Below are 14263 nucleotides of genomic sequence, written 5' to 3' on the forward strand. Positions count from 1 at the left end.
CGGGGTTAGTCCTTCCGAACTCCGGGGTCAGTCCTTCCGAACTCCGGGGTCAGTCCTTCCGAACTCCGGGGTTAGTCCTCCCGGACGGACCTGTAGCGGAACCACCCGCGGGCGAAGGCGACGACGCCGACCGCGAACAGCGCCCCGCCGACCCGCCACCTCCCCTCGAACCCAACGAGCATCAGCCCGAGGCTCGCGGCGAACAGCGCGACGTTGAACAGCAGGACCAGCGTCCAGAACTGGCGCTTGAGGTCGGGGTCGGCGTCCTGCTCGGAGAGGCCCCCCACCCTCGGAGGGTCTGGCCGGAGGCCCTCTGCGGGGTCGTCGGGGCGAAGGTCTATTTCGGCCTGGTCGGCGTCGTCGAACGGGTCCTCGAACGGGTCGTCGGTCGGCACTCTCGGAGCTTCGAAAAGCAACGGGGAAAGTAGTTCGGTTAGGTCTGCTCGTCGAGCGTCAGCGTGCTCCCCGCTTTCAACCACGCCAGCGGATTCTGGGAGTCGTAGAATACGACGCCGTCGTCCGTATCGTAGGCTTCGACGGTCGCCTCCGTCTGCCCGTCGGCTTCGGGAAGCGCGGCTTCCGCACGGTCCAGCTCGTCGCCGGGGTTGGCGTGGTCGGACATTGGCGTCACCACACCCCATGGTAAGTGTTAGCACATTATATGTCTTTCCATTCGACAAACGATTGCGAGGGTGCAGAAAGGGAGAGTTTTTACCCGGAAGCGCCAAAGCCGGGACACATGAGCAATCCGGGGTCAGACGAGCGACAATCCGACCTCCATCGATTCACCGACGGAGGCGACGGCGGGCGCGATGTCGAGGCGGAAGCGCGGGCCGTCGCCGGGAGTGACACTCAGCGCGCCGATACCGTGGTCGACGCCGACGACTGGCTCCCCGAGCCAACCGGCGAAGTCGAGATGGCGGTGACGCAGGTCGACTACACCATCGAGGGTTCGGGCGACGACGAAGCGCCGGTGATGCATGTGTTCGGGCGCACGTCCGACAACGAACTCGAACACGTCCGCGCGTTCGGCTTCCGACCGTACTTCTACGCGCCGACCGACTCGCTCGACGCCCCGCCCGAGGAGGAGTTCGACCGCCTCACGGGAAGCGAGACCACCGACGAAAACGGCGACCCCTACGAGAGCATCCGCGGCGAGCGGCTGACCAAGATATTCGGTCAGACGCCCCGAGACGTGGGAAACGTCCGCGACCACTTCGACCACTACGAGGCCGACATCCTGTTCCCGAATAGGTTCCTCATCGACAAGGACATAAACAGCGGTATCCGGGTGCCCGAGCGCCGCGGCGAGGACGGCGACCTCTACGTCCCCCACGAGGAGGTCGTCGCCGCCGAGGTGGACGCCGACCCGCGCGTGAACTACTTCGACATCGAGGTCGACGACCGCTCGGGCTTCCCCGAGGATGGCGAGGAGCGAATCGTCTGTCTCACCAGCTTCGACTCCTACGACGACACGTACGTCGCGTGGCTCTACGACGCCCCGGACGGGGACGCGGCGGTTCCCGAGAACCTCTCGGACTACGACCCCATCGAGGACGCCGACATCGACGTGGAGGTGCGGACGTTCGACGACGAGCGCGCGATGCTGGAGGCGTTTCTGGACTACATCGACGAGACCGACCCGGATATCCTGACCGGCTGGAACTGCCTTCCGGCGGACAGCGAAATCCAGATGGCCGATGGGACGGAAAAAGAGATTCAAAACGTCGAAATCGGCGACGAGATCGTCGGTTCCGAGGACCAGAAAACGACGACTGCGAGAGTCACAAATAAATGGCGGAGCGAGAAGGAAGTTCTCGAATTCGGCTTGGCTGACGGGACGACGCTCAGATCATCCGAAGAGCACCGTATCATGGTCGGCGACGACGAGACCGTCGATTGGAAGGAGGGAGGTGAAATCGAACCGGGTGATTACGTACTTAAACCCCGAAAATTCCGGGTCGAAAGTACGACGGTTCCGACCATGGAGGAACTCGTCCCGGCAGAGAAACAGCGGTTCGACGACAAAGAGGCGATTAGCGAGCTCAAAGACGAACTCCCGTACGGGGCAGTTACCGAGCTTTCAAGTGAGTTCGATGTCTCGAAGGAAGTTCTCTATCACCCCGAGACATCCGTTTGGGACGTAGAGCGATATGTCCACGCTTCGAACCAGTACGATGTGCCGGTTCCCGACGGTGGCACCGTCTACAAGCGAACAGGAGCCGATTTAAATCGTGAACTGACCGAACGGGAATTGTATCTCGCGGGATTGGTACTGACTGACGGGACGATGTCGACGGAGTACGGAATCCGGTTCTACAACACGCGAACGGAACTGCACGAGCAATTCCCCGGTGAGAACGCACTTCAACCGGATGGAAAGGGATGCTACAAGCAGAACGTGCTCGACTATGCGACGATGTACGCGTTCCACGGACTCGGGATTCCATTCGGCAACAAGAACGACGGCGAGGTCGACTTCTCGACAGTTTATCAGCTTCCCGAGAAGTATATCGCGCAGTTCCTCGCGGGTGTGATCGACGGTGACGGTTGCATCTCTCACAACATTACAGTAGCGGCTGAAAACCGGAGTATCGGTCGTTGGTACGCGAAGCTGTTCCGACGACTCGGAATCTATGCGAGACAACGCGGACACAAGATCGAAATCCCCGGGTCGAAGCGAGAGGTAGGGCGTCTTCGCGAGACGGTTCTCCCCCATATGTGCCACTCGGAGAAAGTCGAACGGCTCGAAACGTTCGAAGCCGGAAAGAGCCAGCAGTCGGAGAACATTCCGTACGCCCTCTTCGAAGCGGAGACTGGAACCGACGCCAAGCGTATCGGTCGGGACAAGCACCGACGGAATATCAACCTGAAGCGCCACGAGACAGACTGCGAAGAATGGGAGGAGTACGTCTTCGTTCCGGTCGAGCAGGTCGAGCAAACTGAGACCGAGACGACGTACGACATCGAAACGACGACGCACAATTTCGTCGCCGAAGACTGCCTCGTCCACAACTGCGACGACTTCGACGTTCCGTACTTGCTCGACCGTATCGATACCCTCCAAAACGCACACGAGTACGACCTCGACTCCCAGCGCCTCTCGCGCGTCAACGAGGTGTGGCGCTCGGACTGGGGCGGCCCGTCGGTCAAGGGCCGGGTCGTGTTCGACCTGCTGTACGCCTACAAGCGCACCCAGTTCAGCGAACTCGAATCCTACCGGCTCGACGCGGTCGGCGAGACCGAACTCGGGGTCGGCAAGGAGCGCTACCCCGGCGACATCGGCGATCTCTGGGAGGACGACCCCGAGCGCCTGCTGGAGTACAACCTCCGGGACGTCGAGATATGCGTCGAACTCGACCGCAAGCAGGACATCGTCTCCTTCTGGGAGGAGGTCGCCTCCTTCGTCGGCTGTAAGCTGGAGGACGCGACCACGCCCGGCGACGCGGTCGACGTCTACGTCCTCCACAAGGCCCACGGCCGGTTCGCGCTCCCCTCGAAGGGCCAGCAGGAGAGCGAGGACTACGAGGGCGGCGCGGTGTTCGAGCCCATCACGGGCGTCAAGGAGAACGTCACCGTGCTCGACCTGAAGAGCCTCTACCCCATGTCGATGGCGACCATCAACGCCTCGCCCGAGACGAAGGTCGACCCAGACGAGTACGAGAGCCGGGAGGCATTCGAGCGCGCGACGTACCGCGCGCCGAACGGCACCCACTTCCGCAAGGACAAGGACGGCATCATCCGGGAGATCATCGACGAGACGCTCACCGAGCGCGAGGAGAAGAAGTCCCTCCGGAACGAGCGCGACCCCGGCACCGCGGAGTACGAGCGCTTCGACCGCCAGCAGGCCGCGGTGAAGGTCATCATGAACTCGCTGTACGGCGTGCTGGGCTGGGAACGGTTCCGCCTCTACGACAAGGCGATGGGTGCCGCCATCACCGCGACCGGCAGAGAGGTCATCGAGTACACCGACGAGGTGGCGACCGAGTTGGGCTACGAGGTGGCCTACGGGGACACCGACAGCGTAATGTTGGAACTCGGACATGATGTCTCCAAGGACGAGGCCATCGAGCAGTCGTTCGACATCGAGGAGCGCATCAACGCGGCCTACGACGACTTCGCACGCGACGAACTCAACGTCGATATCGACGGCGGCGAGGACCACCGCTTCCAGATCGAGTTCGAGAAGCTCTACCGACGCTTCTTCCAGGCTGGCACCAAGAAGCGCTACGCGGGCCACATCGTCTGGAAGGAGGGCAAAGACGTAGACGACATCGACATCACCGGCTTCGAGTACAAGCGCTCGGACATCGCGCCCATCACCAAGGAGGTCCAGAAGCGCGTCATCGAGATGATCGTCCACGGCGAGGACTTAGACGACGTGAAAGACTACGTCCACGAGGTCATCGAGGACTTCGAAAAAGAAGAAGCCGATTTAGAAAAGATGGGGATCCCAGGTGGCATCGGTCAGCGCCTTAGCGACTACGACACTGCGACAGCCCACATCCGCGGTGCTAAGTACGCAAATGCCATCCTTGGTACGAACTTTACACGAGGGAGCAAGCCGAAGCGGTTGTATCTTGAAAAAGTGGAACCCGAGTTCTTTGAGAGGAAGGAGCGAGAGAATCCTGATCTGCTTAGTGATCCGATGTATCGGGAGTTCAAACGTAATCCTGGCGTGATCTGCTTCGAATTCACTGACCAGATACCCGATGAGTTTAAAATTGATTACGAGAAAATGCTCGAAAAGACCCTCCAAGGGCCAATCGAGCGCATCTTAAAAGCACTCAATATCTCATGGGAGGAGGCAAAGGGTGAAGACCAACAGGCTGGTCTTGACCAGTATATGTGATTAACAACTACTCTTAGGTATCTACAGGAACACCATCCTCGCGTGCGGCTTCAATGACTTCGTAGGCCCATTCTTGAGGAAGTTTATCCTGATGGCGGACAACGAATTGGACCCACTTCTCTCGTTCTTGCTCATTTAGCGTTTCGTGATATCTTGGTTCGACCTTCTCATAATCTGGCGGTTCCTCGTCGGGGAGAAGCGTTTCCGTGATTTCCAGCCCGTAGAGAGCCATAGCTCGTTGCATATAGTCCTTGATTGTGGACTCAGAGGTATCCATGTGTTTGGCCACACCATCGAACGAGTAGCCACGTTCTGTGTATGCGACAGCGGTAGCTTCAGGTTTCCGTAACTCCGTGATCTGAGCCAAGTAGCGTCCCCGCTGTGTTGCGTATCGGTCGTCGTCCATCTTTAGCCTTCTTTGTCTCCTAGATTCCTTAGAACTTGCTTTCTCAGATAATTGGTAATTTAGTCAATCAATGTTTTGATTCTCCCGTGTATCACTACTGATGCATGAGTTCAAACAATTGGATAGTCGGTGCTATCTTAGAAGATGGTTCGTATGATACCTTAACTCAGGCAGGGGGTATCAATCCAGCAATTATAGATGAAATTGTTTTCCCCCTCAGTCTTCCTTGGAACGACGATCCTGTCTTATACGGGAGTTCTCTTAAAAAAGTAGCGACAGATGAGCGAAAGATGGGTACGGAAATCACCCATAGTGCTCGAGTAGAGGATACGGTTCCTAACTCCGATCAAATCTGGCAGATAGAGATTGACATTTGGGAGTATCCTTCAGATGCTTTTAACACGTCAGAACTTCGTCGTAGTAATCAAATTCGAAATGCGCAGTGGGATCCTGATGATTTAATTGACGCAATGAAGAAGAAGTTCTAAGTGATTAAATAAGAGATTATAATTTCTCCAAGGCCCCATCGCGCGCGTCCTCGAAGCCCTCGACATCTCGTGGGACGAGGTCAAATCCGGGCAGGAGCAGACCGGACTCGGTAGTTTCGTCTGAACCCGGCGCGATTCGCTCGCCTCCGACCGCGCCACGGAGTTCGCGATTCCGGAAATATATTTCTCGTTCTGGGAAACCATTTACGTGGGAATGCGAAAGTATTATGGGTCGGACAACCCATTCTCCGAACGACTTAGGTGAACCAATATGGCAACGCTACAACTCAAAAATCTACACGCTGAGGTCGTCGAAGCCGACGAGAAGATCCTCAACGGCGTCGACCTCGAGGTCGAGTCCGGTGAGATTCACGCCCTGATGGGCCCCAACGGGAGCGGGAAGTCCACCACGGCGAAGGTCATCGCGGGCCACCCCGCTTACGAGGTAACCGAGGGCGAGGTCCTCATCCACCTCGACGACGACGAGTTCGGCGACGAAGTCGAGATTCCCGACGACAAGCGCACCTGGAACCTCCTCGAACTGGAGCCGAACGAGCGCGCGGCGCTCGGCGTCTTCCTCGGCTTCCAGTACCCCGCCGAGATCGAGGGCGTCACGATGGTGAACTTCCTGCGACAGGCCCTCAACGCCAAGCTCGGCGAGCGCGAGGAGCTCTTCGAGGACGACGACGAGGAGGAAGAAGAGGAGGAAGAAGCGGGCTACGACACCAGCCCGATGGAAGGCCCCGCCGACGAGGGCGAGGTCGGCGTCGCCGAGTTCCAGCAGATCCTCTCCGAGAAGATGGAACAGCTCGACATGGACGAGAAGTTCGCCCAGCGCTACCTCAACGCTGGCTTCTCCGGCGGCGAGAAGAAGCAGAACGAGGTGCTGCAGGCCGCCATCCTCGAACCCTCCATCGCGGTGCTCGACGAGATCGACTCCGGGCTGGACATCGACCGCCTGCAGGACGTGTCGAACGGCATCAACGCCCTGCGCGACGAGCAGGGCACCGGCATCCTCCAGATCACCCACTACCAGCGCATCCTCGACTACGTGGAGCCCGACCACGTCCACGTCATGCTCGACGGCGAGATCGCCAAGAGCGGCGGCGCGGAGCTCGCCGAGAAGCTCGAGGACAAGGGGTACGACTGGGTCCGCGAGGAAGTCTACGAGGCCGCATAAGGTGATATCATGAGCTCAGAACAAGACCAACTACAAGAGACAAACACGGAGGAGCGCTTCGCGTTCAAGAAAGAAGAGCGCTCGGCGGTCAGGTCCGAGAAGGGGCTGACCGAGGAGGTCGTCCGACTCATCAGCGAGGACAAGGGCGAGCCCGAGTGGATGCTCGACCGGCGTCTGCGCGCGCTCGAACACTACCAGAACATGCCGATGCCGACCGACTGGCCGGGCCAACCCGACCTCTCGGAACTCGACGTCGGGGAGATCGTCCCGTACATCCGGCCCGACGTCGACAAGCGCGCGGGCGCAGACAGCTGGGACGACCTGCCCGAGGACATCCAGGACACCTTCGAGAAACTGGGGATTCCGGAGGCCGAGCGCAAGGCGCTGTCGGGCGTCGGCGCGCAGTACGAGTCGGAGGTCGTCTACCAGAACATGCAGGAGCAGTGGGAACAGAAGGGCGTCGTGTTCATGAACATGGACGAGGCCGTCCAAGAGCATCCCGACCTCGTCAAAGAGCACTTCATGACCTCCTGCGTGCCCCCGTCGGACAACAAGTTCGCCGCACTTCACGGCGCAGTGTGGAGTGGCGGCTCGTTCGTCTACGTCCCCGAGGACGTGACGGTCGAGATGCCCGTGCAGGCGTACTTCCGGATGAACTCCGAGGGGATGGGCCAGTTCGAGCACACCCTCATCATCGCCGAACCCGGGAGCGAAGTCCACTACATCGAGGGGTGTAGCGCGCCCAAATACGGCACGCACAACCTCCACAGCGGTGGCGTCGAGGTGTTCGTCAAGGAGGACGCCCACGTCCAGTACTCGACGGTGCAGAACTGGTCGAAGAACACGTTCAACCTCAACACCAAGCGCGCGCTGGTCGAGGCTGGCGGGCGCATGGAGTGGGTCTCGGGCTCGATGGGCTCGAAAGCCACCATGCTGTACCCCTGCAGTATTCTGAAGGGCCGGGGCGCGAGCGCCAACCACATCTCCATCGCGTTCGCGGGCGAGGGTCAGGACATCGACACCGGCGCCAAGGTCTACCACAACGCCCCCCGCACGAAGTCCACCATCGAGTCGAAGTCGATTTCGAAGGACGGCGGGCGCACGAACTACCGCGGGCTCGTCCACATCAGCGATGGCGCAGAGCATTCGAGTACGAGCGTCGAGTGTGACGCGCTGATGTTCGACAACGAGAGCACGTCGGACACGATGCCGTACATGGAGATCGACGAGAACAAGGTCGACGTCGCCCACGAGGCGACGGTCGGCAAGATTGGCGACGAGGACGTCTTCTACCTCCAGTCGCGGGGACTGGACGACGACGACGCCAAGCAGATGATCGTTTCCGGGTTCATCGAACCGCTGACCGAGGAACTGCCAATCGAGTACGCCGTCGAGATGAACCGACTCATCGAACTCGAAATGGAGGGGAGCCTCGGATGACCGCGACGCAGGTCCACGAGACCATCTCCGAGGAGACGGTCCGCGAGATTTCGGAGGACCTCGGGGAACCCGAGTGGCTCCTCGAAACGCGACTCGACGCGCTCGCGGCGCTCGAAGAACTGGAGATGCCCGACGTGATTCGGACGCCGGGACGCGACTGGACCAACCTCGACGCGCTCGACTACGAGGGCTTCGTCGACCCGCTGAACGCCGCCGAGGAGAAGGACCAGGTCGGCCCCGACGAGGTCGAGGTCCTGCCGTTCGCCGAGGCCGTCGCCGAGCGCGAGGACCTCCTGGCCGAGCACTTCGGGTCGGTAATCGACCCCGAGGAGAACTACCTCACCGCGCTCTCGACCGCGCTGTTCAGCACCGGCACGGTGGTCTACGTCCCGAAGAACGTCGACGCCGAGGACGTGACCATCCGGACGACGCAGAACTCCCGGTCGCTGTTCAACTACACGCTGGTCGTCACCGAGCAGTCCTCGTCGGTCACCATCCTCGAACGGCAGGACACCGGTGACCCGGTCGATGGCGAGCGCTACTACAGCGGCCTCGTCGAAGTCGCCGCGGGCGAGAACAGCCACGTCCAGTACGGCTCCCTGCAGGACCTCGACGACGAGACCTACAACTACACCCTCAAGCGGGGCGTCACCGACGACTACGCGACGGTCAACTGGGTCGAGGGGAACGTCGGTTCGCGCCTGACGAAGTCCTCGGTCGAGACCGAACTCGACGGCGAGGGCTCGGAGACCAAGACGGTCGGGGCGTTCTTCGGCCACGAGGACCAGCACTTCGACATCGCGGCGCGGGTGTGGCACAACGCCGCCCATACGACCGCCGACCTCGTGACCCGCGGCGTCCTCGACGACTCGGCGCGCTCGGTGTACGAGGGCGTCCAAGACGTCGGCACCGAGGCGTGGGACACCAACTCCTACCAGCGCGAGAACACGCTGATGCTCTCCGACGAGAGCGAGGCCGACGCCTCCCCGAAGCTCATCATCAACAACCACGACACCGAGGCGAGCCACTCGGCCACCGTCGGGCAGGTCGACGAGGAGGACCTCTTCTACATGACCTCCCGCGGGGTCGACGACGAGTCGGCGCGGAACATGCTGGTCGAGGGCTTCTTCGTCCCGGTCCTCGAGGAGATCGAGGTCGAGGAGCTCCGCGAGGACCTCGAAGCCAAGGTCCGCGAGCGGCTTCGGTAATCGGTCCCCGACCTCGACTCGCACCGTTCTGCGCGACTCGCACCGTTCTGCGCGACTCGCGCCTTTCTGCGTCGTCCGCTCGGGAGCCCCATTTCAATCACATCTGTTAAGTCCCCTAGCGCCTCAATTGCGCACGATGACCTTCGTATCGCCGTTCGAGCGCGGGTGGTCGGCGTGAGCGTCGGCCACCGCGTCTCGACCGACAACCAGCTCGTTCGCCTGCTCCAGATCGCCGTCGTGCTGGAGGAGGTCGTCGAGGTGCGGGCGGCGCGCCACTACGAGACGCTGTCGCCCGAGGAGCGAGAGGCCGACATCGAGGACCTCCTCTCGGAGGCCCGCGAGGAGTCGGCCGACCACCGCGAGCGCCTCGAAGCCCTCATCGACCGACTCGACGCCGAGGCGGTCCCGCTCGAAGAGGTCGAGCAACTGGTCGAGGCCCAGTACGCCCAGACCGCCCCGGAGGACTTCGACGGCGTCCTCTACGACCAGTTACACGGCGAGGAGACGGCGTACAAATTCTACGACGACCTCATCGAAGCCATCGAAGCCAGCGACGCGACCTTCGGTCTCGACCGCGAGGAACTGCTCGCGACGTTGCGGGAGATACGCGAGGAGGAGGCCGAGGGCGTCGAGGAAGTGACCGCGGTCATGGAGGACAGAGAATGAACACCGCAGATCAGTACCTGAAGGCGATATATCTCGTCCAGAAGATGGAGAACGGTCCGGCCTCGACCGGAGCGCTGGCCGAGCGCCTCGACGTGAGCCCCGCCAGCGTCAACGAGATGATCGGCAAGCTCCAAGAGCGCGGTCTCGCCGACCACGAGAAGTACAAGGGCGTCAGCCTCACCGACGAGGGCATCGAACAGGCCCGCGAGGCGCTCCAGACCTACTGCATCATCGAGCGCTTCCTGAAGAACGTCCTCGAAGTCGAGGAGTTCCCGGCCGAGGCGAAGGCCCTCGAAAGCGTCATCGACGAGACGGTCGCCGAGCGACTCGACACCATCATCGACCGCGAACCCCACTGTCCCGACTGCTTCGACGCCGAGGCCGACATGTGCGCGGAGCTGATGCGAGAAGGCGAGGCCGACTGAGGGTTCGGCGTCTTTCAATTGCGATACGTTCAAGTGGATTGTGCCATTAGAATCGGGTGCAGTCCCGTGGTGTAGTGGCCAATCATAATGGCCTTTGGACGAGGCTGGTATCTTCCAGTTGCGGAAGACAGCCATTGACGGCGGTTCGAATCCGCCCGGGACTACTCATAAACCAAATTACATTTTGGAGTGGTGACACCAACCCTTATCCAACCCCGCGACCTATGGCACGCTAACCCATGGGTCTCTTCCGGAAGCTCGGAAAGCAGGTCGAGCAGTTCAAGCAGGACGCCAAGACCGCCGCCGACGAGGCCGCTGGCTACGAGTGCGCGGCGTGTGGCGCGCGGTTTCACACCTCACAGGACGACTGTCCGGAGTGCGGGTCCGACGAAGTGGCTGCGATAGACCCGGAGACCGCCGAGACCGCGAGTTCGGACGCCGCCGATTCCGGAGAGTAACGTCCGACGCGTTCGGCCAGCGAGTGGCGTTCGGGGTGGGTACCCGCTCGAACGCCGCGCTCTCGTCTCCGCCGTCGTTCTCGCCCTCGGTTCCGTCCTCTCGTCACCGCCATCCGTCACCACGACCTGCTCGCGGTTGGGGTGCCCGTCGCCGTTGGAACCTCCCAGCATGCGAACGCGGCGTCGACGGAACTCTCGGTCAACGCGTCGGCCGCGAGCGCCGCGAACGCGGCGCTCGCGGCCGACCGAAACCGGTCTCGGTGGACCGGGTCTGAGGGGTAGACACCGGTTACCGCCGTCGGTGTGTAGCTTCAGACCTTCTTTGCCCCCGCCGAGACGTTCGGCAAGCGACGCATAACAAAGCCGTTGCCTACGGTCGTTACGCGTGCATGGTCCCCACTCGGAGGGAACGAGACGAACACCGCCGCCGCGAACAGCGATGGACCTGACGCTGGTCGCGGCCTCCTCGGTCCTGTTCGTCGGCGTCGGGTACGCCTTCGTCCGGCGAGCGCGGCGGTCCCGGGTCGTCGTGTGGGCGCTCGTCTGCGCGTCGCTGTTCGCGCTCTCGACCCGCGACCTGTTCCGGTCCCGCGAGCGGAGCCGTCCCGGTCGGACGCCGAGCGACGGCCGGTCCGACCGCTCGGCGGGGCGCGCCGACGCGACCGACGACGGGTCCCGTCCCCCGCTGGTCGCGCGGCTCCGCCGACGCGTCGGCGGCTGGTTCGGATGAGCCGACGGTTGCGGGGGTCTCGGAGTTCCGACGCGCGAACGAGTTACCGCCAGCCCATGGGTTAAGACGCTCGGGGACCACCCACCACCCATGAGCGAACAGCGCTACCTCCCCGACGCCGACGGCGTGACGGAGTTCGAGGCCACGGTCGAAGACGCGACCGACGAGTACGTCGTCCTCGATGGCACCTACTTCTACCCAGAGGGCGGCGGCCAGCCCGCCGACCGGGGCGCGCTGGAGTGGGACGGCGGCCGCGCCGAGGTCCGAGACGTCAGGAAGAACCACGGCGACGTTCGCCACTACGTCGAGGGAATCGAGGGCGAGCGCCCCGAGGCGGGCGACCGCGTCGAGGGGCGGATCGACGCCGAGCGCCGCGAGGCCCACCGCCGGATGCACACCGCCCAGCACGTCGTCTCGCGGGTCGTCCTCGACGAGTACGGCGGCGAGACCGCCGGGAACCAGATTCGGGCCGACCGGTCGCGCATCGACTTCGAGCCGGTGGACTTCTCGGCGGAGGACGTAGAACGCATCGAGCACCTGTCGAACGAGGCGATAGCGCGGGACCCCTCGGTCACGAAGGCCGAGCGCCCGCGCGCGGAGGTCGAGGAAGAGGTCGACGAGGGGCGTTCGCTCCTCGACCTCATCCCCGACCACGTCGACCCGCTCCGGGTGGTCGAGATCGAGGACTTCGACTACTGCCCGTGCGGGGGCACCCACGTCGACAGCCTCGCCGAGATCGGTCGGATTCGAATCACGAACCGCGAGTCGAAGGGAGCCGACACCGAGCGCATGGAGTTCGTACTGGAGGACTCGTGAGCCGTCTGCCTTCGGGGCGGGAACTCGGTGCCGAAATGTCGGGGTCCGAAGGCGAGTCGAGGTCGAATCACGCGAGGGCACTTCGGACGGACGCCGGAGGACTCGCGCGCGCCCTCGAATCTCCTCGTCGTAACTCTAAAGAGTCAATCATTCGTTTATACGAGTAACAATGAGTACGCAGGCCTGTCAATCGGGGTGGTTCCGTGGGCGTTGAAATCAAGGAGTCGCCCGTCGCGGAGTCCGAGTTCGAGGAGATGAAGGAGTTCGTCTACGAGTACCTCTCGGCCAGCGTCGAGAACGAGGACGGCGGCGGCCGGATGCGGTGGTACCCGTGGCACTCCGCGGAGTACCGGTTCAACCACATCCTCAACGTGGTCGACCTCGCCGAGACCATCGCGGAGTCAGAGGGCGCGGACGTGGACGTGGCCCGCGTGGCCGCGCTGTTCCACGACATCGCCAAGCTCGACGCCGACCAGGACGTTCACGCCGAGGAGGGCGCGCGCATCGCGCGCAAGTACCTCGAGACCCACGGCGACTTCCCCGACTCGTTCGTCGAGGAGGTGTGCAAGGCGGTCGAGAACCACTCGTATCAGGGCGAGGTGACCGACCTCCCGCTCGAAACCCAGTGTCTCATCGAGGCCGACCTGCTCGACAAGGTCGGCGCGAACGGGACCGCGCTGATGCTCCTGCGGATGGGCTACGAGGCCCGCACCCACATGGACGCCGCCGAGATGGTCGACCGCGTGATGGAGCGGGGCAAGGACGCCGCCGACCGCGTCCGCAGCGACACCGCCGAGGGCATCGCCCACGAGCGACTCAAGCGCGTCAAGTGGTTCCGCGAGTGGCTCGAAGCCGAGGTGCCCGAGATGGACCGCGAGCACTCCGGGTCGCCGCGGGGTCACGAGCGGCGGCCCTAGCCGAGCACCACAACCGCCTCGCGGAGAAAGGAGAGTCCGGCGAGCGCCAGCACCGCGGCGCTGAGGTAGGCCACGGCGGGCGCGAACGCGTCCACGCGCCGCCCGGCCGCGACCAGCGCGGCCGGAAAGCCGGTTATCCAGACCCCGATGCCCGCGAAGAAGCCGACGACGATGACCGGGCTTCCGGTGGCGACGCTGACGCCGCCGAGCGCATCAAGGGTGAACTGTCCGGGGTCGAGCAGACCGACGCCCGCGGTGAGCCACCAGAGTATCTGGTAGGGGTTGGTGAGCGCGAGCGCGAACGCCTTCCGGAAGCCCCTGCTGTCGGCCGACGAGGCCGCCGGGGCGGCCTCGTCGGCACCGAACGCGGCGCTGGCGTCGCTCGCCGCGCCGTACGCGAAGTACAGCATCAGCAGGCCGCCAGCGCCGAACAGCGCGGCCCGGACGGCCGGAAGTTCGTCCACGACCGCGACCACCCCGAGCAACGCCAGCGCGAAGAAGCAGGCGTCGGCGGTCATCGCGCCGAGTCCCGCGCGGAATCCCGACCCCCAGCCGCGGAGGACGCTCTCCTCGGCGATGATGGCGTTCATCGGCCCCGGCGGCGCGGCGAGCGACAGTCCGAGGGCCACGCCAGCGAGCGCGGAGACGGCTCCGTCGAGCATCGGTTCGGGGTTCGA

At 63.0% G+C, this 14263-nt stretch carries 15 protein-coding genes and 1 tRNA gene; 12 read left to right on the forward strand and 4 right to left on the reverse strand.

Features of this window, described 5'->3' with window-relative positions; genetic code table 11:
- Positions 1-71: 71 nt before the first annotated feature.
- Positions 72-395, reverse strand: a complete 324-nt coding sequence (locus NGM10_RS03800) for a DUF7322 domain-containing protein (RefSeq protein ID WP_253481965.1) — start codon at positions 393-395, stop codon at positions 72-74.
- Between the two features lie 38 nt (positions 396-433).
- Complete coding sequence (locus tag NGM10_RS03805; RefSeq protein WP_253483750.1) at positions 434-622, reverse strand: DUF7331 family protein; 189 nt, start codon at positions 620-622, stop codon at positions 434-436.
- A gap of 117 nt (positions 623-739) precedes the next feature.
- Here NGM10_RS03805 and NGM10_RS03810 point away from each other — a divergent pair, with 117 nt between their 5' ends.
- Positions 740-4852: a DNA polymerase domain-containing protein gene (locus NGM10_RS03810; protein WP_253481968.1), complete on the forward strand. Its 4113-nt coding sequence runs from the start codon at positions 740-742 to the stop codon at positions 4850-4852.
- Between the two features lie 13 nt (positions 4853-4865).
- Here the strand turns inward: NGM10_RS03810 and NGM10_RS03815 are convergent, their stop codons facing one another.
- The gene (locus NGM10_RS03815) at positions 4866-5258 is read right to left on the reverse strand and encodes a hypothetical protein (RefSeq protein WP_253481970.1); all 393 of its coding nucleotides are present in this window, start codon (positions 5256-5258) and stop codon (positions 4866-4868) included.
- Between the two features lie 104 nt (positions 5259-5362).
- On the opposite strand from NGM10_RS03815, the gene NGM10_RS03820 reads away from it, so the two are divergent.
- The 11 genes from NGM10_RS03820 (at position 5363) to NGM10_RS03870 (ending at position 13586) form a co-directional block, all read left to right on the forward strand.
- Positions 5363-5746, forward strand: a complete 384-nt coding sequence (locus NGM10_RS03820) for a hypothetical protein (protein ID WP_253481973.1) — start codon at positions 5363-5365, stop codon at positions 5744-5746.
- A 271-nt stretch (positions 5747-6017) separates the two neighbouring features.
- Positions 6018-6926 (forward strand): ABC transporter ATP-binding protein, encoded by a 909-nt coding sequence (locus NGM10_RS03825; protein ID WP_253481976.1) that lies wholly within the window; start codon positions 6018-6020, stop codon positions 6924-6926.
- Positions 6927-6935: 9 nt separating this feature from the next.
- Positions 6936-8366: a Fe-S cluster assembly protein SufB gene (gene sufB, locus NGM10_RS03830; protein WP_253481978.1), complete on the forward strand. Its 1431-nt coding sequence runs from the start codon at positions 6936-6938 to the stop codon at positions 8364-8366.
- Entirely contained in the window at positions 8363-9574 is a 1212-nt protein-coding gene (gene sufD, locus NGM10_RS03835) for a Fe-S cluster assembly protein SufD (protein WP_253481981.1), read from the forward strand. Before sufB ends, sufD begins: the two co-directional genes overlap by 4 nt.
- Before the next feature lie 174 nt (positions 9575-9748).
- A complete protein-coding gene (locus tag NGM10_RS03840) occupies positions 9749-10240 on the forward strand; it encodes a ferritin-like domain-containing protein (RefSeq protein WP_253481984.1) in 492 nt (163 codons plus the stop codon).
- On the forward strand, positions 10237-10665 hold the full coding sequence (locus tag NGM10_RS03845) for a metal-dependent transcriptional regulator (RefSeq protein ID WP_253481987.1): 429 nt from the start codon (positions 10237-10239) through the stop codon (positions 10663-10665). The genes NGM10_RS03840 and NGM10_RS03845 overlap by 4 nt, the downstream gene beginning before the upstream one ends.
- Positions 10666-10725: 60 nt before the next feature.
- A tRNA-Gln gene (locus tag NGM10_RS03850) sits at positions 10726-10829 on the forward strand.
- A gap of 75 nt (positions 10830-10904) precedes the next feature.
- Positions 10905-11123, forward strand: a complete 219-nt coding sequence (locus NGM10_RS03855) for a PhlB family protein (protein ID WP_253481989.1) — start codon at positions 10905-10907, stop codon at positions 11121-11123.
- Between the two features lie 439 nt (positions 11124-11562).
- Positions 11563-11853: a hypothetical protein gene (locus NGM10_RS03860; protein ID WP_253481990.1), complete on the forward strand. Its 291-nt coding sequence runs from the start codon at positions 11563-11565 to the stop codon at positions 11851-11853.
- Between the two features lie 90 nt (positions 11854-11943).
- Positions 11944-12669 (forward strand): alanyl-tRNA editing protein, encoded by a 726-nt coding sequence (locus NGM10_RS03865; protein ID WP_253481992.1) that lies wholly within the window; start codon positions 11944-11946, stop codon positions 12667-12669.
- Positions 12670-12872: 203 nt separating this feature from the next.
- Positions 12873-13586: an HD domain-containing protein gene (locus tag NGM10_RS03870; protein WP_253481994.1), complete on the forward strand. Its 714-nt coding sequence runs from the start codon at positions 12873-12875 to the stop codon at positions 13584-13586.
- On the opposite strand, the gene NGM10_RS03875 is transcribed toward NGM10_RS03870, so the two are convergent.
- Positions 13583-14248 carry a LysE family translocator gene (locus NGM10_RS03875; RefSeq protein WP_253481996.1) on the reverse strand — a complete coding sequence of 222 codons (666 nt, stop codon included), beginning with the start codon at positions 14246-14248 and terminating at the stop codon, positions 13583-13585. The genes NGM10_RS03870 and NGM10_RS03875 overlap by 4 nt on opposite strands.
- Positions 14249-14263: the final 15 nt, after the last annotated feature.

This window comes from Halorussus salilacus (assembly GCF_024138125.1).
Taxonomy (GTDB): domain Archaea; phylum Halobacteriota; class Halobacteria; order Halobacteriales; family Haladaptataceae; genus Halorussus; species Halorussus salilacus.